Genomic DNA, 21,410 nt, shown 5'->3' with positions numbered 1-21,410 from the left:
AGTGCGGCCTTTTTCATGGAGGCCACCGTGGCTGACGCAACTACCATCAAGGGCGGCAAGGTCCGCGTGCTGCTCGGGACGCTTCCGGTCGATCCCGAGGATCCCATCGTTTACGCCGCGCCGTGTGGCTTCACCTCAAAGACGGTGACCCTCAGCAAAGCACTGGAAGATACCCAGGGTGTGAGCTGCACCGATCCGGACGCTGTGTCCTGGCTTCTGCGCGATGCGGTGTCGCTCTCGATCAGCGTCTCCGGCGAGGGCGTGCTGGCCGTGGAGTCACTGCCCGCTTGGCTGGCCGCATGGAAGGATGTCGATTCCGTCCCCGTCAAAATCGAGGTGGAGATGCCAACCACGCTTTTGACCTTTACGGGCAACATGCACGTCGAGAGCATGGAATGGACCGCGCCGAATGGCCGCCGTGTCACCGCCAATATCAGTATGCAGTCGGACGGCGCCATGGCCGATGTGACCACTCCATGAGCCGGGACGGTTCGATCACCCTCCCATTCGCGGACGGTCCCAAGACCTTCCGCATGGCCTGGGGCGAGTTGATCAAGCTCCAGGAGCACTGCGACGCCGGTCCCTTCGTCGTCTACACTCGCCTGATGACCGGCGGCTGGAAGATGGGCGACATCAGCAACACGATCCGCCTGGGGCTTATTGGCGGCGGCATGCCGGCTCCCGAGGCTCTGACCTTCGTGCAGCAGTATGTCGAAACCCGGCCACCGGTGGAAAGCCTGCCGCTGGCCCAAGGCATCCTCGGCACCGCTTTGCAGGGGGCACCTGATGAGGCTCCGGGGGAGCCCGAGGGGGAGGCGGCGACCGCCTCGACGACCTCCCCAACGGGAAATGGCGAATAAGCATCATCTACGCCCAAGGCGCTGTTCTGGGCATGGCCCCGCAAGAAGTGGATCGCCAAAGCTTTTGGCAGTTTCTCGCCGCCTGGAATGGCTATGTCGCCGCTAACAGCGACGGCAGCAAGATCAGCGAGAGCGATGCGCAAGCCCTGTTCGATTGGATCGACGATGTGCCGGTGGCCAATGGCTTGAAGCATTTCCCCCGGTACGCGTGGTCGGGAGAGCGGCTAAAGCTGCTAGCTCAGCAGGCCTAGGCCCTGGCAGGCATTCACAATGCGATCAGCTGTGGTCTGGGCTTCGGGCGACAGCTGCCCCGCTTGCGCGGTCGCAGCAGACTTTGTGCATGCGGTGCGCATCGCTTCTGGGGATGCAGCATCGACATCTAAATCACGAGCCAGTCCGTTCCAAACTCGTGTCCGTGCTTCCGCTGCCTGTCGTTCACTGTCGATGCGGATGAACTCTCCCCAGGCGAAGTATGCGCCGACGGCGATTACCACAACGCAGGCAGTCACAATCAAAGCCTTTAACATCCGCTCTCCCCGAGGTGCCCCGCAATGGCGACAGAAGTAGACCTGCAGCGCCTCGTCGTCCAGATGGAGGCCTCGTTCGTCAAATACCAGCGCGAATGGTCGAAGGCGATGGGTGTCACGGACACCAACGTTAAGCGCGTCCAGCAGCGCTTCGACGGCATGACGAAATCCATTAATAATGCGGGTGCCAACACCGCCCGCGCGCTTCAGCCTGTCGCTGGGCAGACCAGCAACATTGCTGCCCAGTTTCAGGATATTGCTGTTCAATTGCAGGGCGGACAGTCGCCGTTTTTGATCGCCATGCAACAGGGCACCCAGCTCAGCGCTGTGCTGAACCAGTCTAAGAGCCCGATTGCTGCGCTCAGCGCTGGCTTTATGCAGATGGTCAATCCCATCTCATTGGCGACCATCGCGGCCATTGCTCTGGGTGGTGCTGCGGCGCAGTACCTCGGCAAGCTATTGGGCGAGGGCAAGTCAGCCGAAGAACTGCTCAAGGAACACAACGAGACGATACGCAGCGTGGCAGAGAAGTGGGGGGATGCAGTCCCCGCGCTCAAGGCATATGTCGACCAACTCGATCGCGCAAAGGATCAGACCAGCCTGGGGCAGGCCTATGACGAGGTTGTCCTGCGCCAGTTCGAGACCCTTCGGTCGACCCTAAGCGAAACCCGTGCGGAGTTTGCAGCTGCGCGCACCGATCTTGCAGCGCTTGGGGCGAGCGCGCAGGAGATCGATGCATTGCAGAGTGAATTCGATACGCTACGCAAGCGTGCCGAAGATGGTTCCGCGACCACGGCTGACCTTGAACGCATGATGGAGCTGCTGGCGCAGACGACCGGTGCTAGCACAGTGCCCAGCCTAGTTTCGCTGCAGGGCATTCTCGCAGGCGTTTCCCAGGCTTTGGCCACGGCATCGCGAGAGGCGGCAGTTTTCCGAGAGGAACAAGCTAAACTGAACGAGCCTGTCGCGCAGGTCAGTGCCTTCAATGCGAACCGCGAGTTTATTGCGGAACAAGAGCGGCTCAACGGCCTGACCGCAGACCAGCTCAACCTTGAAAACGAGATAGCGCGGGTCAGGTCCGAGGCAGAGCGCGGAAAGACACTGGTCAGCGATCAGCAGGCGCTGGAAATTGCCCAAGGGCGTCTGGCCGCCGAAGATCGCCGCTCGAAGCTGGCATCGGCTGAACGCTCTGCCGGCAAGACCGAAAACCGCGAGCGCGATGCCGTGCTGGAGCTTATCGCCGCTCTGGAACACGAACAAACATTGCTGGGCCTCAATGCGCAACAGAAGGCGGTGGCCAACGCATTGCGACAGGCGGGCGCCGCGGCAACAGACACGCAGCGCGAGGCGATCATCGCGCTGGTGAACGCGACCTATGAAGAACAAGCCGCGCTGGATCTGGTCAACGATCAGGTGCGCGAGTTTTCCGACGCTGGCCGCGCTGCGCTTTCTGGGTTCATCCAGGACGTGCTGGCAGGCAAGAACGCCACCGAGGCGCTGGGCAATGCCCTCGCCAACATCGGCAACCGTCTCATTAACATGGGGCTCGACAGCCTGTTCAGCGGCGGCGCCAGCGGAGGCGGTTTGCTCGGTGGTCTGCTCAAGATACCCGGCAGGGAAAGCGGTGGGCCTGTCCAGGCCGGGCAGCCTTATGTCGTGGGCGAGCGCCGCCCGGAACTATTCGTTCCCACGCAGAATGGCGTGATCCTCCCACGGCTGCCGAGCGGCGGCGGTGGTGGTAGTGCAAGCGTCACCTACGCGCCAACCATTGATGCCCGCGGCGCTGACGAGGCGGCGGTGGCTAAACTGGCCCAAGTCATGGCGCGCGATCGTGCCGAGTTTGAGGGCAGGGTACGCAAGATCGTCTCTCGCCGTAGCAAGGAAGGGTGGTAGGCCATGGCTGTAACTGAACCGCTCGACCTGCTTGACGGCTTCCCCGGCTGGTCGACGAGCTTCGATCTGATGGCGCGACAGGAGCAATCCCGCAGCGCTGCCGGTCGCACCCGAACCAAGGATTTCGGGTCGCCACTTTGGCGGGCAAGCTATGTCTCGCGGGTGATGCGCGCAAACGAACTGGACCGCTGGCGGGCTATCCTGTCGGCGGCGATGAATGACCAGATGACGTTCTATGGCCGGGCACTGTCTCGCTGCCGGCCTATCCATCATCCCGGCAATCTGCCGCTGCCCACCGGCACGCTGCACACCATCGGTGCCAACAACAAATCCATCCGCGCGGACGGCTTGCCCACTATCCGGCTGGACATTGGCGACCTGATCCAGATCGGTCCAAACCTGCACCAGGTGCGTGAGCCGGCCGCCGCTGTGGCCGGGTTGACGCCACTGTTTGAAATCCGGCCTCACCTGTGGCCCGCCGCATTTACCGGGCAGGCTGTCGTCATCGCCAAGCCATCCTGCCTGATGGTGATCGTTCCCAACTCGCTGCAGGCGTCCGGCGATCTGCGCACCGGGCGCGGGTCGGTGTCGTTCGACGCCATCGAAGCGCGCGGCTAGAGGCCAACATGAAATCCATCTCTCCAGCCAACCAGGCGGCGCTTGCTGCCCGGGTGTTGCTGCCTGTCGACTTCCTGTCCATCACTGCGCGCAACCGCACAACCGGCCTGCCCGAAACCGCCCATTTCTATTCCGGCTATGACACCGTGGCGGCGCTGGTAATCGATCCAGACACCGGCCTGCCAGTGATGCGCAACTACAAGGGCCAGGGTTCCCTTATCCAGATCAGTGACATCCCGGCCATTGCTGGCGTGACCGTCCAACGCGTCACCATCAAGATGAGCCAGCTCGATGATCTGGTTGAACAGGTGGTGCGCCAATACGACCTGAAGCAGGGTCGTGTTGAAATCCATACCGGCTTGCTCGATCCCGACAGCCGCAAACTGGTCGATCCGGCCGAACCGCTGTTCGTCGGCTTTGTCGACGAGGCACCCATCACGACCCCGCCCGAGAATGAGGATGGTGGGGTGACACTGACCTGCACCAGCCACACGCAGGAATTGACCCGGGCAAACCCCTCGACGCGCAGCCATGCCGATCAACAGGTCCGCGCGCCAGGTGACGCGTTCTTCGTCGACGCTGCGGTGTGTCCCGAGTGGGACCATTACTGGGGCGACAACGGCCAAACCAAAGTCGAGACCAAGCCCAAGGGCCTGTTCGGCTGGGGCGGCTTTCTGGGGTTCCTATGACCGTCCGCGCGGCAGTGGCCGCCGATTGCCTGCGCGTGGTGGCGATGTCAAAGGCCGCCCATGTCGCCGGCAAGCTGCCGTGGAACTTTAGCGCGGTCCATGCCGATCAGCTGTTCCAGCAGTCGCTCGACCAAGCCGATCGGGTTTGCATTGTCTATGCCCCGGACGGTATCGCTCGCGGCTTCCTGCTTGGCTATGTGGCGCCGTCGCCTATGGCCAGCATTTCATTCGCTCGAGACTTCGGGTGGTGGATTGATCCGGGCCATCGGGGTGTCGCCGCCGGCGAGATGATGGACGCGTTTGAGCTCTGGGCCGATCAGCGAAACGCAACCTTCTGCTGCATGGCAGCGATGGAGGCCAACCCGCGCGCCGGCCGCATCTATGAGCGCCGCGGCTACGCCCGGACCGAAACCCACTACCTCAAGCGACTTTAGGGGACTTCCTACATGCCCGTTTTTACGGCGATAGGCTCCGCCATCTTTGGCGCGGGCACGTTCCTTGCTGGTCTCACCGCCGCAGGCTTGCAGGTCGTCACCGGCATTGCGTTCAGTGCCATCGGCAAGGCCATGCAGGGCGAGCCCCAGCCCGCAAAGTTCGGCGTGCAGGTGCAACTGCAGGGCGGCGACGATGTCCCGCGCTCGATCAACTTCGGCTGGAACTGCACGGCTGGCTCGCTGGTCTATCACAGCCCCTGGGCGGCCGGCGGGGTGATGTCCACCCACGTCATGGCGATCGGTGACATTCCTATCCGTGAACTGGTCGGAGTGGAGATTGATGGCGTTCCAGATACGCTGCTGAAGGGCGAGGCGCACCCCCAGTATGGCTGGCCCGTGGCGGGCTTTCGCAAGGATGGGCGCGATCATCTCTGGATCAAGTTCTATGACGGCACCCAGACCGCAGCCGACAGCTTTCTCACCACCTATGTGTCGTCGCCGTCGCGCCCCTATGGCGCCGATCGCATCGGCTATGGCGTGCCCTATGCCATAGTCACTGCGATGGCGCCCGAGCGGAATGACGATGGCAGCAAGCCGCTGTTCCAGGGCAAGCCAGCGGTCAAATTCATCACCTATGGCGCGCGCTGGTATGACCCGTCGCGCGACAGCACGGTGGGCGGCGTGGGGGCACAGCGCTGGAACAATCCGGCGACCTGGGGCGGCGACGGCGACTTCCTGCCGCCCGTCCATATCTACAACGTTCTGCGTGGCATCCGCTTCAATGGGCAGTGGCTCTATGGCTTGCAGGCGATGCACCCGGCCCGCATCGATGACGCCACGTTCATTGCGGCCATCAACCGAGCACGCGCTTTGGTCGACGGCCCCAGTGGGCCGGAAGCGACGTTCCGCGCCGGCGGCGAGCTGCAGGTGGGGGCGCAGGTCAATGTCTCGATCGAGGCATTCCTGACCGCGTGCAATGGCCGACTGGTTGAAGTCGGTGGCACCTATAAGCTCTATGTGGGCGAGCCCGGCGCACCGGTGATGGCTTTCACCGATGGCGATATCCTATCCACCGAGGAGCAGACCTTCAGCCCGTTCCTGTCGCTGGCCGATACCGTCAACGGCGTGGCCGCTTCGTACCCCAATCCGGCAGAGGGCTGGAACGTCAAGACGGCGCCGCCGCTGCTGCGCCCGGACCTTGAAGCCCTCGACGGCAACCGCCGGCTGATGGCCTCGGTCTCGCTCGATGTCGTGCCCTATAAGGGACAGGTCCAGCGACTGATGAAGTGGGCATTGAGCGAGGCGCTGCGGGCCCGCCGGCATACCTTCGTGTTGGGTCCTGAATTCCGCGTCATCGAGCCGGGCGACGTGGTGCGCTGGACCTCGGCGCGGAATGGCTATGTGGATAAGCTCTTTCGCGTCGACGGCGTGATCTACAAGGCCAACCTTGATGTCATCGTCGACCTGACCGAAGTCGATCCGTCGGACTATGACTGGGACCAGGACGAAGACTTCCGCCCCGTCACCGATGGTGTGCTCAATCTGGCCGGTCCGATTCCTATGCCCATGTCGGGCTGGGAAGTGCTGCCGGCACGCATCAATGACGACCAAGGGAGGCCACGCCGCCCCTCGATCCAGGTGCGTTATGCTTCCGGCCTCGCTGCGGTGAATGCCGTGCGGGTGCAGGTGCGCGTCTTTGGCGAGACCGTGCCGATGTTCGACAGCGATTCCCAGCCCTATGGCGATCCATGGCGCAACGTCCTGACCGGCACTTTCACTGCCGATACGCTGTACGAGGTGCGCGGCATTCTGCTGGGGCCCGCGCGCCCGCTCTGGTCCAATCAGACCATGGATGTCGACGGCAATGTCGTCGACGGGCCCTGGCTGCAGGTTCGGACTGAGGACATCAAGCTTGGCCCGCTCGATGTCGTCTATGGCGACCTCAACCTCGACGAACTGGGCCAACAGGCCAAGGGCTTGCTGGAGTGGATCGGCGGCAATATCCGCGACCTGATTGACCAGGCGCAGGCACAGGCCATGCTTACCGGTGACCAAGAACTGGCCAATGCGGTGCAGTTTGACGAGATGCGCCGTTCCTTGAGCACGGTGGCCGGCAATTTGTCGGCCAGCTTCGAGGAAACCATCACCACGGCAATCATCCCAATGAATGGTCAGTTGGTGGCGGTAGCTGATGCTTTGACCCAGCTATCGGCTGCCGATGGCGATGATTTAAACACCGCCCGCTGGCGCATGACGGCAACTTCGGGGCCATCCGGATCGTCCACGATTGGCATTGAGACACGCTTCAATCCTGCTGACAGCGACGACTTTCGCATGGCGGGAAGCTATTGGGTGACGCCGAATAATCCAGATGATCCAACCCGGCGCATCGAAATCGCTGATCAGTTCATCATCGCATCGAGCCTTGAGGACATCACCTTTCAGCCGTTCGTGTTTGAGGATGGCGAGGCCAAGATGATGGCTGCGCGCATCGATCGGATAACCGCCGGCCTTTTGGAAGGACCTGCCACAACGATCAATCTGACCACCGGCTTTTTCAGCTTCGGTGCGCCATGAGGGTGCTCCGAGGTTTCCCGGCTCAGGGGGTGGTCGCCTGCTATACCGAAGCAGCGGGCGGGGGGGACATTGGGGACTTCGATGCGCCGCGCAATGCGCCAGCCAAGACCCCAGCGGCACACATGGACAAGATCGCCTTTCACAGCGATTTCGTGCCCTATCACCTGGCGCTTCCCATTCAGACGGTGCTGGTGAGCCTGCCGGCCGTGGCGGCATCGACCGCCACCTGGGCGGCGCCGCCTTTGCTCCCGGGGATGCCCACGCGACTGTCGTATTCCGTCACCGGCCAGCAGCTGTCGGGCGCAGCGAATGCTTATGCCCACAACCTTGGCTATGTGCCATTGGTGATGGTGGCTTACGCAGGCAACGTCATCGTCGCTGGGCGCATTGCCCAGAGCTTCGGCGCCGGCCGCCGGATGATCTCCGTCTATGCCACCACCAGTCATGTGGTGCTCAACTGGTGTGGTTATTCCAGCAGCGTCGACCTCCCGGCGATATCGATCACGGTCCAGGTATTGGTGTTTAGGACGCCGGCCGCAGATCCGGCCAAGGCTCTCTTTTCTGGCAACCCGTCCGGTTTTCAGATCGGGCGCGGCAAGATCGAGAGCACAGGGAGCTACCTGCGTTATCGCTCCGCAGGCGAGACTTCGACTGACTTCGACCTGGCGCGAACGGTGGGACTGGGAAATGGCGGCGTGCGGATCTCCACTGGTGGCGACGTGATGCAAGACGACTTCTACAGCGGCTCCTTTGCAGGTGGCCCCTTTATCCCGGTGGGAACCTGAGCATGGCTGTCTTTCCAGAAAATGGGCACATCATCGTGATCCAGGGCGGGCGCAAGATCTGGGGCACAGACACGCCCCCAATCAACCTACTGATGTCCGCCCAACAGTCTATTGTCCGAACAATAGCCTTCCCTGATTTTCAAAAGGACTTCGTTTACGGCTACAATCAGTTCCGCGAATTCCCGGCCGGTGGGCCAGGCGATCCAGATTACTACGACACGGGATCTTGCGTCACGCTGTCGAAAATCCTGCCCGGAGAATATGGCCCCAGCGCCGGCGGCATCTACAACCTGCCAGACCAGGTGATTGGCACGGTTCCGGCCGGGATGAACCATATAGACGTGCGGGTGGTTCTGAGCTGGACCAAGCGACCGACCGCACACGATGGCTCCTTGGTCATCCGAGGCAGCCCTGTCGCCTCGCCGTTGGGGCAAGGGGTGACTGCGCATCTCCAAGGCGGGTCAGGGGTGCTGGAAATTGCGGGCGGCTGGCGGCGCGCGATCCATGTGGGGCTTTCTGGCACCGACATCGTACTAAGCCGGTTTCAGTCGTCGCGCGGTGGCGCTGAGCGGACATGGGATGCCTGGGGAGGCCCAACCCGGTTCGGCTGGTCATACGGCTCCAGCCCCGATGGCATGGTTGCGTGCCAGCTCGATGCAAAGACCCTGTCATGGCCGGAAGGGCTGCCGGGTGGGCTCAACCCGCCTTATCGAGGGAACTCAACGCAATGCTCGACCACCGACAATTCTAGCTATTCATCGACATGGCAGGCCACGTTTCTGATCACGCCAGGGCGATATAACGCCGGCGTTTAAGCCGGCTCCTTTTACTTCAATTCTAGGGAGGCCCCTGATGGCCGGCAAATCCGACTATGTGACCGGTACGATCACACTCACCAACGGACAGGCGAGCTTTTCGGGCACCGGCTCCGGCTGGCAGCTGGCGCAAATCCGCGAGGGCGACACCGTCATCGATGTGACGGGCGCCACCGAGTTTATGGGCGTCATCGCTTCCATCACCGACAACACGTCGGGGACGCTGACAAAGCCTTGGGAAGGGCCGGACGTCACTGCGGAGTATCGCATCCGGTATATGGCGGATGGCCAGCGTTCGACCGCCCAAGCGCGCCTATTGATCGAACTCTTGGGCAATGGCCGGCTGACCGCCATTGCTGCAGCAGCAGAGCCGGCCGGTGTCATCGAGATGCTGCCCGGTGGCTCTGCCCGGCTCGTGCCCCTCACCGATCTGGTGTCTGGTGCCAACTATGATGTGCAGGTTGCCAATATGGCGGCCCGAGCAGCCTTTGACGGGCAAGTGGCGGGTTTTGCCGTCCTGGTCGCGGACACTGGCGATGGCCGGGCGGCGATCTTCTCAAAGCTGAGCAATGCCAGTGGTGATTGGTCCGCTGCGGCCTATGTAACCGGTCCCCCCATCACCCTCGATATCACCGAAGTTGACGAAGTGCCCTATGGGGCCCCGCCTGATGTGACATTGACGCCTCGCGCCGGCGGCTACGACGTGTCATTCGTGATCCCGCGTGGGATGATCATCGAACCTGGTGCCACCACGACGCTGGCTTCGGACCAACCGGCAGCGGTGACCTTCGTGCCGGTGACCGGCGGCTATCGGGTGGATTTCGCCATTCCGCGCGGGCCTACCGGCGATATCGATGGGGTAACGCCATTCTGGGTGACGCGGCTTGGGTCTGATGCCGATGCTACGGCCGCGCGCACCGGCTTGGGTGCCGTGGGGGCGCCCGGCAGCGCAGCTGATAATCGCATTGCCGTGTTCGACGGCGACGGAAATTTGCTCAAGGACGGTGGAAAGACGATTGCCGAGTTAACTCCGGCAAACGGAAGCGTAACCAACGTCAAGCTTGCCGATATGGCTCAGGCGACCATCAAGGGACGCGCTGCGGGGGCGGGAACTGGTGTTCCGGGTGACCTAACCGCCGCGCAGGTGTTGGCCATCACAGATGCTTACGCCAAGAGTAATATTCTTGGCGCAGTTTCGCAGTCAGCGGGCGTCCCGACTGGAGCGGTAATCGAACGCGGCAGCAATGCAAACGGAGAGTATGTACGTTTTGCAGATGGGACGCAGATTTGCACGCGGACACAATCATACCCAAGCGTATCGTTCAGCAACGTATCGGGTTCAATCTATTTTGCCGCGTCTGCTCCTGCTGCTGTATTTCCAGTATCGTTTTCTGTTCTCCATGATGCATCAATAAAAACATTTGCGTCTGGTAAAGCCTCATGGGCTGCGACGGGCAATCAGCCAACTCTCTCATCATGGCCTAATTTCTATGCATTCGCAGAAATCTCGGGCACAGCACCATTGGTTGTTTATTATTTTGCGATTGGAAGGTGGTTCTAAATGCGTATTTCATTCTCTCCGCAGCGCCGCGATGACGCACTGACGGTTCACAAGCGGGGAGACGTGCTCACCATAAACGGGGAAGTCTTTGACTTTTCCGAACTGCCCAACGGTGGGACGCTGCCCGCTGATGCAATCAACAGCCAGTGGATCGTGGGTGATGTGGTTCGGGGCAACGGCGGGGTCAGTCTCACCCTGCTGTTGCCGCATGGCGCGAACCCATCCGAGGCCGTGGCGTTCCCGGCCATTCTGGTAAATCCCGCGAACGGCAATGTGCCAGTGCCGTTTGATCGACCACCGGTCCAGCCCGAACCGATCGCGCAACCTGAAGGGAATGCAGGTGATGAGTAATATCGATTGGAGCATGCTGGTAACGCGCGAACAGCGCGAGGCCAAAGAGGCCGCTGACGCGCGCAAGGATCACTTCCCCAACCTGGAACCGGATCAGTTCTGGTTCGTGGTGCGAGCATCGGGCTTTGAGCCCGAGCTGCTGGCGTGGGTCGAGGCCATGAAGGACGAGCCCAACCCAGCAAACTGGGCGGCTGCTTCGTCCAAGCTGGACTTCGGTAAGTTCTTCGAGCGCGATCATCCGTTTGTCGAGGATGCCCGTCAGGCCATCGGAATGTCGGTGCAGGAGCTGGACGCCCTCTGGCTGTACGGGGCCGCATAAAAAATGCCCGGGCTACCAACATGCCCGGGCAAGTCTGACTGACGTCATGCAACTGCGTCCATACAAGCTGCAGGCAAGTAATGCAGCTGTGTGCTGGGCGGTTCCAACGGGATGCGGAAAATTTGGAAACAACGGGGCCCGGGCTAGACTACATCACCCGGGCCCTGGGATCTTTCGACCCCTTGATCTCCGGTGGCGGGTTTGGAGCTTGGGACGACCGTGCTGCCACTGGAGGTCATTGGCCGAACGTCTACGTCCTCCATTCGTTCCCTATGAACTACTTGGAGGTACACGGTTGCATTGATCGACCTGCATAGGAACGGATATGGCTAGCAAACTGACATGTAGCATTCTTGGCGGCGTGTTTGTGGGTGGTGTGCTGGCGTCGGTCGCCGGGCATCCCGAGACGTTAATCCCAGTGTTCATAGCTGTCGGCGCCGGTGCTGCTGGCATTTGGCACTATGTGGAACGCCAAGACTGACAAAAAAAGCCCGGGCTTTCGGGCCCGGGCAGTTTATCGCGGCCAGCATAGTAAGCCGCGATGTGTGGCGGTGCAGAATTAGGTCTCAGGTTCCAGCGGCACCAGCTTCGGGCGTCCGCGCCCGCGCGGGGCAGTCTCAGCGGTCGCAGAAGTCCATTCGTCGCGGTGCTTCGACAGTCGAGCAGCGCGCTGGATCCTTGCGGCAAGCAGGGCTCTGACCGTCTTATGTGGATCCACCAGTCCCACTGGCACCCGCATTACTTGTTCATCGAGTTTGGCGACGATGACGCCGTGCTCGACATAGTAAGTGGCAGTGTAGGCGGTTCCATTGTCAACGATTTCAACTGCGCGAACTTCGTGTTCTGTATGCATCGTAACCTCCTTTCAACGGCGAGTGTAACGTGACTCTGGGTGGTGAATATTTCAAGTCCGTGCGATGGAGCGTCCTGCCGCTCGCGCATATAGACGTACCATCGAGAGGCCGGTTTCACTTTCTGAATAAACCTTCGCCACCAGGGCTCGCTTGTTTCCGCCCCGGACTATTTCAATACCTAGAACCTGGTGGGCGGCGGCATCTGGTGTGTCAGCCACGACCAAGGTTTCTGTTTCGACGCTTTGCCGCAGGTCGATAACGCGAAACGTTTTGGACACTTCGCTCTCCGTACCAAGCCATTGTTACGTTGGTTCAATGCTTAGAATTGCGCGCTCCATCAACGCGACCATGGTGCTGGTTTCAGGCTGATAGCCGCCATTGTTCAGTCGCTGGACGTGGATGAAGCCATGGGTACAGAGGGAAGATGCGAGGTCTTCGATAGACCGTATGTCTTCGATCAGGATCGATTTTCCGGAAGTCAGTTCAACCTTGTATTCCGCCATATTCGCCCCCCGCGTTGCACCAAGATGTAAAACAAATCCTAGCGTCCACTCAAGCCGCAGCTGGAAGTTAGGCCGCGTAGGCGCCTCGTCATCTGCAAGATTTTGAGGAGTTAGAGCGAGGCGGCAGCCCAGACAAGTGCTGCGACAGCGCCGATCGCCATCGTCCAAAAAATTGCATCCGCCAACCGCTCGCGCTTACGTTTGGGTTCAAGTTCAATCACCTCGGGCCCGGCTGCCGCGCGGTCAGCGCTGGGTCGCAGCTTGGGCTTACCCCACTTCAATCGCCTGAAAGCAAACAGGTTTGACCTGCTGCGCTGAGTCTCGATCTTCACGTCGTGGTCCATGGCCAGACATTGCCGCAGCGGGCCCAGTCGGTCCAGCGGACGACGCCGCCAACCTTAATCCAACATTGATAGGAGCTTACGATGGCAACGCAGCTGCCAGCGGACTTTGCCGCGTTCTCAAAGCAATGGGAGGGCTTTCGCGACAAGGCTTATCCCGATCCCGGGTCGCGCGATGGCACGCCTTGGACCATCGGCTACGGCCAAACCGAGATCAACGGCGCCCCGGTCAAGAAGGGCGACACCATCAGCGAGGCGCTCGCCGCCTCTCTGCTTCAGCAGCGCCATGACCGATTGGCTGCGCGCATTCTCGGCGTGGTCAAGGTTCCGCTCTCGCCGTACCAGCTCGCCGCTCTGGTTTCCTTCGCCGACAACGTGGGTTGGGGGAGTTCGTCGGTGCCGGGCTTTTCGAGCTCGACGCTGCTCAAGAAACTCAATGCCGGCGACTATGAGGCTGTGCCAGGCCAACTGGCCCGCTGGGTCAACAATGACGGGTCCAAGATGCAGGGCCTGGTCAATCGCCGTGCAGCTGAGGCTGGACTGTGGGCCAAGGGCGCCTTCGTCGCCTCGGCGCCGGTGTCGGCCAAGCCCGGCAACCCCATCAAGGAACTGGTGACGCCGGAGAACCTGGCAGCGGGTGGCGGGCTCCTTGGCGGTGCTGCCGCCGTCGCCTCGGGCAATGGACCCGTTCAGTACGCCATTGCGGCTCTCATGGTCGTTGCGGCCATCACCATCGCCTTCCTCGTGATCCGCAAGGCCTCGCGATGATCAGTTGGCTCGCGGGCCCGTGGGCCAAGGTTCAAGCGGGGCTGGCCATCGCCGGCGCCGTCATCGTCGCCATCGGGATTGCGCTGCTCAAGGGCCGCGCCGAGGGCAAACGCTACATGGAAGCCGAACAGCAAAGGAAACGCGATGCGCTCCAGGAAGAATACGACCGTATCGACGCTGGGCCTGTTGATCCTCGCGGGGCTTATGACCGGCTGCGCAAGCGCGAGGGGGGCCGGTAACTGCCCGGCGCTGTCATCGCCGCCAGTGGCCGCCATTGATGCCCTGCAGGCGGCGCAGGACAGCGCCGTTGATGCCTGGGTGGTCGACCTCGATCGGCATTACGACAAGCTGGCCGTCTGCCGGCGCTGACCACCTCGGGCGGCTCCGGTCGCCCGACCTATTCTCTATCCGTGGGGCTCGGACCATTGACCGTTGAAAAAGGTGGCGACATGCACGCGCCCGCTCGCAAATATGAAGTGAACATCAACACGCTGATCCTGCTGACAGGGTTCGCGGCCACGGCGATAGGCTGGGGCATCATCTGGGGCCGGTTCACGGCCGATGTGTCAGCCATGGGCCAGAAGTATGACGCCTGGATCGTGACCCATGACCAGATGCACAAGGATCGGCTGGCGGCAGTGACCGGCATCGAGGCCCGAACCGATCAGCGGATCAGTGCCATGGAAGGCGAGATGCGGAAATACGAGAACCTGGCTTATCGCATCACAGTGCAGGAGCAGGGCTCCCAGACGCTGGCCCGCTCGGTCGAGGAACTGAAAGCCGCTGTGAACAGCCAGAGCGGCGATATCCGAGTGATGCGAGAGATCTTGCAGCGCCTCGATCCGCGGTCGATCAATCCCAATTAACGCTGGCCGGTTAATCGTCGTCCGGTGCGTCCCAGTCCTCCTGCGTAAGGTCACCCCAGTTCTCATCGAAGAAAGACTGGAGATCCGAACGAATAGCTTGATGCGCAGCGTCTGGGTCGGCGAACTTCGTTTCGTGCAATCTAAAGAGCCGTAAAGCCATTTCGGGTTTGCCAGCCTCGAAGTACTTGAGCGCCTGTCGCACGGTGTCCCCACGGGCATTATGCAGCATGCCCTTCTTGAGTTGATCCTCCAAATCCGATTGCTCAACACCATACTCCTGTACCCTCCGCCATCGACGATAGCGGTCTGCAAACTTATTGGCTCGATCATATTCCGCCCCGAAGCGAGGCTGGCGATATTGATCGAACTCAAGACCGGCTGAAACGCGCGCCGAAAGGTCGTTTAATCGATCAATCAAAACTTGGCGGTAGGGCATTCCATTTTGCTGCTCAGCGAGGCTGATAGCGTCATGCACATTGTCCAGCAGATCAATAATGCTTGGCTCTTCCGGGTAGAAATGCTCAAGCGCGGCGAGGATTTCAGCATTCATGGATCGGCCGCTACGTTCCGCCGCCTTCTTGATGCGGTCTCGCATCCCATCCGGCATTCGCAACACATATTTGTCTTGGGGCTGAAGGGGCACACGGGCCATTTTGAGTTTTCCCGATTATTCACACGCGGAGAGGGCTAAAAGCCATCTTTGCGCTTGACGCGTATATGGCTAACAGCCAGTCTGCAATCGTGGCTTTTAGCCATGGTTACCAGACGTACAAGGAGCGACGATGTACCCCAGCACGATAGCGGACAAGTTTGTGATCCGGCTTCCCGCCGGCCTTCGCGATCGAATAAAGCAGCACGCCGCAGCCAACCACCGAACGATGAATGCCGAGATAATCCACCATTTGGATGCTGTTCTCGGAAAAGCAAAAGGCCCGGCAGAGGCGCCAACCTCTCCGAGCCATGATCAAAACCCATCCCCAGCAAGGAATGAAAGCAATGATGCACGAACATAACGCCTCCAGGGCGCAAGGTCTACCTGCACAGATCGGGAACGTTCCAGACGGCGACCCTATTGGGTACAAGGGGCAGCCCGTGATGACGACCGAACTGATGGCCAAAAGCTTCGGCGCAGGCATCAAGCAGATTTCGGACAACTTCGCCAATAACTCGGCCCGTTTTGTGGAGGGGGTGCATTTCCACAAGGTGCATGGGCCGGCATTGAAGGCTCTCAAGAACGAACCCGATTATATCGGGTTGGTTGGCAAGACCGCCTCTCATCTGTTGCTCTGGACCGAACGCGGCGTCGCTCGTCACGCAAAGATCCTCGACACAGACACGGCCTGGGAAATCTTCGAGCAGCTGGAGGATACCTATTTTTCTGTGAAGGCTGGCCTGAGCCTGCTGAAGCGCAGCGCCCAATTGCGTGAAGTTGAGCAAGTGTTCAGCATCACCGCGCGGATGGCCAAGCTGGCGGGGCTCAAGGATAACGCTGCAATTCTGTCTGCCGCGTTGGCAACGAAGCGCGAAACCGGCACTGATCCACTCGAGATCGTCGGTCGCACCCACCTGCCAGCCCCCGCCAATCTGGCCATGATCAATCCAAAGACTATTGGTGATCGGCTCGGTGGTCGAAGTGCTCAGGACGTAAACAAAGACCTGATCCATCATGGGTTTCAGCGCTCGTTCCGCGACGACAAGCGGGCACTCCACTACGAGCCTACCGAGAAGGGCGTTACTGCCGGTGGGCAGATGATGGATACCGGAAAGAAGCAAGGCGGGCGCATGATCCAGCAGCTTCTTTGGCCCAGCAGCATTGTCGAGACGCTTCGGCGCCTGATTTTTGGGGGCATGTGATGACTAAGCTTGGCGAAATCACTGTGAACGGCAAGCCGGTGTCAGTTTTCGAAAAGCCGCACGTCGAGCCGGACTTCCCCTGGGTGGATGTTGAGGAATTGGCGAAGGCCTTTCTTCCTCGCTCTCGTGCCCGCCGCATTGTCGCACTGACCCATAGGTTTGGTGAAGCCGAGGGGCAGCGTGCTTGCTCTACCGCCCGCAACGGGGACCGTATCGCGACCATCATCTGCCACGCGATGGCGCAAGGTCTTTGCGGAATGATTGACGTAGAGGCAGGGCATCACGTGGACGAGCTCGGACCGGCGCATAGTGGCTACAGCGCCGCAATGGGTGGGTTCATCTTCGATAAGGGCCTGATGTCGATGGAGGCCATGTTCGCGGCCTTCAAAAACTCGGGTGGCCCATCAATGCGCGCGTTCCGGGAGGGCAAGGCATGAGGCCTCTCACCCTCAATATGATCGGCTGGTCGATCCTCGACTATGAACTGGCCTTCGACGGCATCCGCCAGGTCAACGACGCAACGGTCTGGCTTCAGAACCAGCCTCGGGCGACGAGTGCCAAGACGGGTGACTATCATCCGGGCGCCGCCTTCATCTGCGACATCGGCGAGGGCTGGTGCGGGGAGGTTATCGGCGAGCTGATCGACAGCTTGCGCGCAGTTCGCTTTCCCGACCCGAAACATGAGGAACGGCGCATCCTGATGTTGCTGCACTATGCCTCCTAGTGGGGGCCGAGTTCGGATCCGCTGGCAGACATCATGGCTATGGTGACTGAGCAGTTTCGCCCTGCGGCTTGATCTGTAGCCGCCTGCAGCAGTCTGTAAGCCCCGGTCGAAAGGCCGGGGTTTATTTCTTTTTCTTGGACGAAGCGATGAGCGCCCTTGCGGTTGCCTCACAAGCTAATCTGGCCGCCGTTGCCCGGGTCTCTTCGGGCCAGTAGTCAGATGGAGACTTTGCAGGGGTAGGTTGAACCTCACAAAGCTTTCTCATCGCCTTGATGCCAGCGCGTGTGACGAAATCGCGCCGCCCTATACGTTCGATCACCAGACGCCCGCGTCGCGCTTCAGCTCGCAGCGTTGCCGGTGAAATGGCACCACGAAATATCAGGTCGCACGCATCCCGGAGTGTAAGCGGATCGTCGTCATTCTGCACGTGCGCCAGCTCCTGATGATCGCCCATTTCTAGACCAAGCGCCGATTCATCGTTTGATTTCAATTGCCCTGTTTTTTCGTCTAGACAGCCGATGTTATTGTAACCAAACGATTAAGCCCGGTATCATAATCCGTGTGTCCCCAGTTCAAATCTGGGCTTCGCTACCATTTTAAACCCCTGGGAAACCGGGGGTTTTTTATTGCGGTTGAGTTCCCTGGATGCTGGCAACAGGCTAGCCCCGCTAAGCGCTGCGACTGAGCACCCACATTGAAATCACAATCACCGGAGCCGGATCGGCCCTATTCGGTGTTTCCGTGCTGGCGGCACCAAGGCCGCAAACCGGCCCTGCCAGCGACCGCCTATGCGGGTAGGACGACGACCTTGGTGTTGACCGGCGTCTTGGAATAGAGATCCATCATGTCCTGGGTGAGCAGGCCGACGCAGCCGCTTGAGATGCCTTTCCCGATCGTTTCGGGCATGATCGTGCTATAGAGCGTGTAGAGGGTGTAGACGCCATCCTGATAGAGGTAGAGCGTGCGGGCACCGAGCGGATTGCCCAGACCAGGCGCCATGCCGCCGGCATATTTGGCGACCTCGGGCTGGCGCTGGATCATTTCCTTGGGTGGCGTCCAGATGGGCCATTCAGCCTTGCGGCCGATATAGGCGTCGCCGCTCCACAGGAAGCCGGCACGGCCGACATTGGCGCCATAACGGGTGGCTGTCCCGTCGCCTTCGACGCGGTAGACATAGTAGTTGCGAGGGTCGACGATGATCGTGCCCGCAACTTCCTTGGTGTCGTAACGAACCGTCCGGCGCAGATATTTCGGGTTGATCTTGCTGACATTGACGGCTGGGACCGGGAAGCGCTCGTTGGGCAGAGGCCCATAGACCTTCTCGGCCTCGGCCAGGGTCATGGCGCCGGACGTTGCGCAACCGGCAAGCGCCAGCGCGCCGAGGCCCGCGGCGGAACCCACCAGAAATGCGCGGCGGCTGAAATTCCCAGGCCGGGCCGGCGCGTCCATTTCGGCGGCATCTGCAATCCCATCGCCAATGATCATGACTTCAAGCCTCCCCTGCGCCAGCGCATGCACGCGCCGCTTCCTCGCCCCGAGATTGGCCCCACATCGCGAAATTGGCAAGCGGGTGCTTGGCAGGCTGGCCCTCGGGGCGGGGTCCTAGTGATGATTGTCCGGCGAACTCGGTCTGTCGGTCTGCCTCCTTCACTGCACGCAGACACTGAGATTCAAGCTGGCCAGATGGGGACCGCGGTGGGCCCAGATCCAGGCAATTTTATCCAATCAGCGGCATCAGAGGCCTACATGAATACCCCTAGACAATCCCGGGGGCAGTGGGGCTATGCTTGCCGGGGGGTATGCGATGTAGCCGCGGAGTTCTTCGATGGACTTGCCCCTGACACGTATCCTGATCGTCGACGATTTCCCCGTGGTCCGGAGCGGGGTGCACCGATACATCGAACATGAGCCGGGGCTGGCGGTTTGCGGGGAGGCCGCGAGCGGGCATGATGCAGTGCGGATGGCCCGCCAGTTGCAGCCCGATATCGTGCTGCTCGATCCCGACATGTTCGATCTGGGGGGCGTCGAGATCCTGCACCATATGGGCAGGGATTGCCCCGAAACCATGATCCTGGTGTTCTCGCTGCCGGTAAGCGCGTGCGCCATCAGCGCGCTTATCCTTGCGGGGGCAAGGGGCTATGTGCTCAAGAGCGATGCGCCCGAGATCGCCATCAGCGCCATTCGCGCCATCACCTCCGGCCGGCCGTTCTTCTCGCCCGCTCTCGCCGATGCCGACCTGCAGACCTGCCTGCATCTGGTGGCCTGCAATGCGGGCGGGGCCGCGGCGGAAGCCATGACGCCGCGCGAACTGCAGGTGCTGCGCCATCTTGCCGACGGGATCGGCAACAAGGATCTGGCGCAGCTCCTGGGGATCAGCGTCAAGACCGTTGAGACCCATCGCGCCACCATCATGCGCAAGATCGGCGCCCGCTCGGCTGTGGACATGGTGCGCTACGCCATCCGGCATAATCTCAGTCATTTGTAGCGTTGTCGCGGCGACCTTTTTGGGGGCTCTCGGGGAATCCCCCGATGGTCAATCCTTTTTTCGATGCCGCATACTGAGCCTACGGCTGGCTGAGAGGGCCGGGAGATTATGGTGGATAGGTAACGTCATGCCACTTTTGAGCGTTCGCATTGCCTCGACTATTCTGGCCTGCTGCACATTGCCTGCTGCGCCATACGCCTTCGCCCAGGAGCAACCCGCCAAAGATCCGATGCTGCTCATCGACCAGAATGGTTTCATGCTGCGGGGGCATTTGCAGGCGGGCGTCAATGGGGTCATCGAGCAAAACCTGTTCTGGAATTTTGCCGGCATCTTCGCCCCGAGCACCGATTCAAATGCAGAATGGCTCGAAGGCTACATCAAGCCGGGGCTCAGCTTCACCCTCGACGCCGGCAACAGCGCCGTCATCTATGGCAAAGGCTCGCTCGTCGCCTCGGGCACATTGGGCATTGATGCCTATGAGACCGGCAATACCGGTGCGATCACGCTCGAAGAGGGCTATATTGGCCTGCGCGCCGGCGGCGATAGCGGTCCGTCGATGGACGTCTCGGTTGGCCCCCGCGAATTCAAGGCCGGCACTGGCATGCTGCTCGCCAATGGCGGGTCCAGCGGCTTTGATCGTGGTGCGCTCAAGCTCGGCCCGCGCAAGGCGTGGGAAATGGCGGTGCTCGGCAGCATCGGCGTGGATGACGTCAAGGGTACAGCGTTCTATCTCGATGCCAACGAGCAGCCCGACAATGACAGCGGCACCAAAATTGTCGGTCTCGATCTGCGCTATGATCGATCGGCGCAGACATTCCTGGGCGCCACTTATGGTCATGTGCTGGAGTCAGGGTCGCCCTATCCCAAGGCCGCGCCCGGCGGCATCGGCGTGCCCGAAATCATTCCGGGCGCGCGCGAAGGGCTGAACTTCATCAATCTATATGGGCGCGGCAATCCGTTCGATCTGGAAAACGAGAACTTCTTCCTGGCCGGCGACATCGCCTATGAGTGGAACGAACGGATCAACATGTCCGCCTGGGCTGGCCGCGCCCAGATCGGCTACACCTTTGCCGAAATCCCCTGGACGCCGACGATTTCGTATACCTACCAGACATTTTCGGGCGATGATCCGACGACCTCGGGGCTCGAGCGTTTCGATCCGCTGTTTTACGAAGGCAGCCCTAGCGCCTGGGCGACGGGCTCGAAATCGTCGATGGTGTTCATCAACTCCAACGTCAATGCCCATCAGTTGGCGCTGTCGGTCAAGCCGTCGCCACTGGATACCGTCACGCTGCGCTACGCCCATATCCGGGCCAACCAGCTGGCCAGCCCCATCCAGTTTGGCCAGGGCACCAGGGTGATCAATGCGGGGGGCGAGCCAATCCCGATTGCCGGGGTCACCAATGGTCATCTCAGTGACGATGTTTTCATCGAGTATAGCCGGGTGCTGACCCCGAACGCCTTCCTGACTGCAGGGTTCAGCGTCTCATTTCCAGGCCAAGGCATTCAATCGATCAGGCCAGGCAATGTGCCGGTCTGGACAGGAGGTTTTGTCAATGTTGTCGTCAATTTCTAAGGTCGCGATC

General features: G+C 60.9%; 30 protein-coding genes. 22 read left to right on the top strand and 8 right to left on the bottom strand.

Annotation, left to right across the window (positions count from 1 at the left end; all coding sequences use genetic code 11):
- Positions 1-27: 27 nt before the first annotated feature.
- Genes BUA69_RS06390 through BUA69_RS06380 form a run of 3 tightly spaced genes read left to right on the top strand, consistent with a single transcriptional unit; the run spans position 28 to position 1,111 of the window.
- Positions 28-480, top strand: a complete 453-nt coding sequence (locus BUA69_RS06390; RefSeq protein WP_046133882.1) for a phage tail tube protein — start codon at positions 28-30, stop codon at positions 478-480.
- Positions 477-860 (top strand): gene transfer agent family protein, encoded by a 384-nt coding sequence (locus BUA69_RS06385; protein ID WP_046133797.1) that lies wholly within the window; start codon positions 477-479, stop codon positions 858-860. The genes BUA69_RS06390 and BUA69_RS06385 overlap by 4 nt, the downstream gene beginning before the upstream one ends.
- Before the next feature lie 32 nt (positions 861-892).
- Positions 893-1,111, top strand: coding sequence for a hypothetical protein (locus BUA69_RS06380; protein ID WP_046133798.1), 219 nt, complete (start codon positions 893-895; stop codon positions 1,109-1,111).
- On the opposite strand, the gene BUA69_RS06375 is transcribed toward BUA69_RS06380, so the two are convergent.
- Complete coding sequence (locus BUA69_RS06375; RefSeq protein ID WP_046133799.1) at positions 1,094-1,387, bottom strand: hypothetical protein; 294 nt, start codon at positions 1,385-1,387, stop codon at positions 1,094-1,096. The two genes, BUA69_RS06380 and BUA69_RS06375, sit on opposite strands and share 18 nt — an antisense overlap.
- 24 nt (positions 1,388-1,411) lie before the next feature.
- On the opposite strand from BUA69_RS06375, the gene BUA69_RS06370 reads away from it, so the two are divergent.
- From BUA69_RS06370 to BUA69_RS06325, 10 genes are all read left to right on the top strand, one after another.
- Complete coding sequence (locus BUA69_RS06370) at positions 1,412-3,280, top strand: phage tail length tape measure family protein (RefSeq protein ID WP_046133800.1); 1,869 nt, start codon at positions 1,412-1,414, stop codon at positions 3,278-3,280.
- A 3-nt stretch (positions 3,281-3,283) separates the two neighbouring features.
- On the top strand, positions 3,284-3,898 hold the full coding sequence (locus BUA69_RS06365) for a hypothetical protein (RefSeq protein WP_046133801.1): 615 nt from the start codon (positions 3,284-3,286) through the stop codon (positions 3,896-3,898).
- 8 nt (positions 3,899-3,906) lie between these two features.
- Positions 3,907-4,587, top strand: coding sequence for a hypothetical protein (locus BUA69_RS06360; RefSeq protein ID WP_046133802.1), 681 nt, complete (start codon positions 3,907-3,909; stop codon positions 4,585-4,587).
- Positions 4,584-5,021, top strand: coding sequence for a GNAT family protein (locus BUA69_RS06355; protein WP_052950361.1), 438 nt, complete (start codon positions 4,584-4,586; stop codon positions 5,019-5,021). Before BUA69_RS06360 ends, BUA69_RS06355 begins: the two co-directional genes overlap by 4 nt.
- Positions 5,022-5,033: 12 nt before the next feature.
- A complete protein-coding gene (locus tag BUA69_RS06350; protein ID WP_046133803.1) occupies positions 5,034-7,598 on the top strand; it encodes a phage tail protein in 2,565 nt (854 codons plus the stop codon).
- A gap of 122 nt (positions 7,599-7,720) precedes the next feature.
- Complete coding sequence (locus tag BUA69_RS06345; RefSeq protein ID WP_143154438.1) at positions 7,721-8,383, top strand: hypothetical protein; 663 nt, start codon at positions 7,721-7,723, stop codon at positions 8,381-8,383.
- Positions 8,384-8,385: 2 nt separating this feature from the next.
- A complete protein-coding gene (locus tag BUA69_RS06340) occupies positions 8,386-9,198 on the top strand; it encodes a hypothetical protein (protein WP_046133805.1) in 813 nt (270 codons plus the stop codon).
- A gap of 37 nt (positions 9,199-9,235) precedes the next feature.
- Positions 9,236-10,759, top strand: coding sequence for a hypothetical protein (locus BUA69_RS20930; RefSeq protein WP_052950362.1), 1,524 nt, complete (start codon positions 9,236-9,238; stop codon positions 10,757-10,759).
- Complete coding sequence (locus BUA69_RS06330) at positions 10,760-11,110, top strand: hypothetical protein (protein ID WP_046133806.1); 351 nt, start codon at positions 10,760-10,762, stop codon at positions 11,108-11,110.
- Positions 11,103-11,429, top strand: a complete 327-nt coding sequence (locus BUA69_RS06325) for a hypothetical protein (protein ID WP_046133807.1) — start codon at positions 11,103-11,105, stop codon at positions 11,427-11,429. Before BUA69_RS06330 ends, BUA69_RS06325 begins: the two co-directional genes overlap by 8 nt.
- 559 nt (positions 11,430-11,988) lie before the next feature.
- On the opposite strand, the gene BUA69_RS06320 is transcribed toward BUA69_RS06325, so the two are convergent.
- The 4 genes from BUA69_RS06320 to BUA69_RS06310 form a co-directional block, all read right to left on the bottom strand.
- Positions 11,989-12,282, bottom strand: coding sequence for a hypothetical protein (locus tag BUA69_RS06320; protein WP_046133808.1), 294 nt, complete (start codon positions 12,280-12,282; stop codon positions 11,989-11,991).
- A 51-nt stretch (positions 12,283-12,333) separates the two neighbouring features.
- Positions 12,334-12,561: a hypothetical protein gene (locus BUA69_RS20720; RefSeq protein ID WP_143154437.1), complete on the bottom strand. Its 228-nt coding sequence runs from the start codon at positions 12,559-12,561 to the stop codon at positions 12,334-12,336.
- Between the two features lie 24 nt (positions 12,562-12,585).
- A complete protein-coding gene (locus tag BUA69_RS06315) occupies positions 12,586-12,786 on the bottom strand; it encodes a hypothetical protein (RefSeq protein ID WP_046133809.1) in 201 nt (66 codons plus the stop codon).
- Positions 12,787-12,896: 110 nt separating this feature from the next.
- Positions 12,897-13,118 carry a hypothetical protein gene (locus BUA69_RS06310; RefSeq protein ID WP_143154436.1) on the bottom strand — a complete coding sequence of 74 codons (222 nt, stop codon included), beginning with the start codon at positions 13,116-13,118 and terminating at the stop codon, positions 12,897-12,899.
- Between the two features lie 93 nt (positions 13,119-13,211).
- On the opposite strand from BUA69_RS06310, the gene BUA69_RS06305 reads away from it, so the two are divergent.
- The 3 genes from BUA69_RS06305 (at position 13,212) to BUA69_RS06295 (ending at position 14,761) form a co-directional block, all read left to right on the top strand.
- Positions 13,212-13,895: a lysozyme gene (locus BUA69_RS06305; RefSeq protein WP_046133811.1), complete on the top strand. Its 684-nt coding sequence runs from the start codon at positions 13,212-13,214 to the stop codon at positions 13,893-13,895.
- Positions 13,892-14,134: a hypothetical protein gene (locus tag BUA69_RS06300; protein ID WP_046133812.1), complete on the top strand. Its 243-nt coding sequence runs from the start codon at positions 13,892-13,894 to the stop codon at positions 14,132-14,134. The genes BUA69_RS06305 and BUA69_RS06300 overlap by 4 nt, the downstream gene beginning before the upstream one ends.
- Positions 14,135-14,344: 210 nt before the next feature.
- Entirely contained in the window at positions 14,345-14,761 is a 417-nt protein-coding gene (locus tag BUA69_RS06295; protein WP_046133813.1) for a hypothetical protein, read from the top strand.
- A gap of 10 nt (positions 14,762-14,771) precedes the next feature.
- Here BUA69_RS06295 and BUA69_RS06290 read toward each other — a convergent pair whose 3' ends face one another.
- Entirely contained in the window at positions 14,772-15,413 is a 642-nt protein-coding gene (locus BUA69_RS06290) for an Arc family DNA-binding protein (protein WP_046133814.1), read from the bottom strand.
- A gap of 130 nt (positions 15,414-15,543) precedes the next feature.
- Between BUA69_RS06290 and BUA69_RS21540 the strand changes: the two genes are divergently transcribed.
- Genes BUA69_RS21540 through BUA69_RS06270 form a run of 4 tightly spaced genes read left to right on the top strand, consistent with a single transcriptional unit; the run spans position 15,544 to position 17,339 of the window.
- Positions 15,544-15,774 (top strand): Arc family DNA-binding protein, encoded by a 231-nt coding sequence (locus BUA69_RS21540; protein ID WP_072866488.1) that lies wholly within the window; start codon positions 15,544-15,546, stop codon positions 15,772-15,774.
- Positions 15,668-16,615, top strand: coding sequence for an ORF6N domain-containing protein (locus BUA69_RS06280; protein WP_342079332.1), 948 nt, complete (start codon positions 15,668-15,670; stop codon positions 16,613-16,615). The genes BUA69_RS21540 and BUA69_RS06280 overlap by 107 nt, the downstream gene beginning before the upstream one ends.
- On the top strand, positions 16,615-17,052 hold the full coding sequence (locus BUA69_RS06275) for a hypothetical protein (protein ID WP_046133816.1): 438 nt from the start codon (positions 16,615-16,617) through the stop codon (positions 17,050-17,052). The genes BUA69_RS06280 and BUA69_RS06275 overlap by 1 nt, the downstream gene beginning before the upstream one ends.
- Complete coding sequence (locus BUA69_RS06270; RefSeq protein ID WP_046133817.1) at positions 17,049-17,339, top strand: hypothetical protein; 291 nt, start codon at positions 17,049-17,051, stop codon at positions 17,337-17,339. The genes BUA69_RS06275 and BUA69_RS06270 overlap by 4 nt, the downstream gene beginning before the upstream one ends.
- A gap of 121 nt (positions 17,340-17,460) precedes the next feature.
- Here the strand turns inward: BUA69_RS06270 and BUA69_RS20715 are convergent, their stop codons facing one another.
- The gene (locus BUA69_RS20715) at positions 17,461-17,829 is read right to left on the bottom strand and encodes a hypothetical protein (protein ID WP_143154435.1); all 369 of its coding nucleotides are present in this window, start codon (positions 17,827-17,829) and stop codon (positions 17,461-17,463) included.
- Positions 17,830-18,125: 296 nt separating this feature from the next.
- Complete coding sequence (locus BUA69_RS06265; protein ID WP_046133818.1) at positions 18,126-18,824, bottom strand: L,D-transpeptidase; 699 nt, start codon at positions 18,822-18,824, stop codon at positions 18,126-18,128.
- Between the two features lie 340 nt (positions 18,825-19,164).
- Between BUA69_RS06265 and BUA69_RS06260 the strand changes: the two genes are divergently transcribed.
- Together BUA69_RS06260 and BUA69_RS06255 are read left to right on the top strand one after the other, a co-directional pair.
- Complete coding sequence (locus tag BUA69_RS06260) at positions 19,165-19,824, top strand: LuxR C-terminal-related transcriptional regulator (protein WP_046133819.1); 660 nt, start codon at positions 19,165-19,167, stop codon at positions 19,822-19,824.
- Between the two features lie 127 nt (positions 19,825-19,951).
- Complete coding sequence (locus BUA69_RS06255) at positions 19,952-21,400, top strand: alginate export family protein (RefSeq protein ID WP_201777428.1); 1,449 nt, start codon at positions 19,952-19,954, stop codon at positions 21,398-21,400.
- Positions 21,401-21,410 lie beyond the last annotated feature (10 nt).

It is taken from the genome of Devosia limi DSM 17137, from assembly GCF_900128975.1.
Taxonomy (GTDB): domain Bacteria; phylum Pseudomonadota; class Alphaproteobacteria; order Rhizobiales; family Devosiaceae; genus Devosia; species Devosia limi.
The sequence above is the reverse complement of the archived record's forward strand: the minus strand, read 5'-3'. Positions and strand labels throughout refer to the sequence as shown.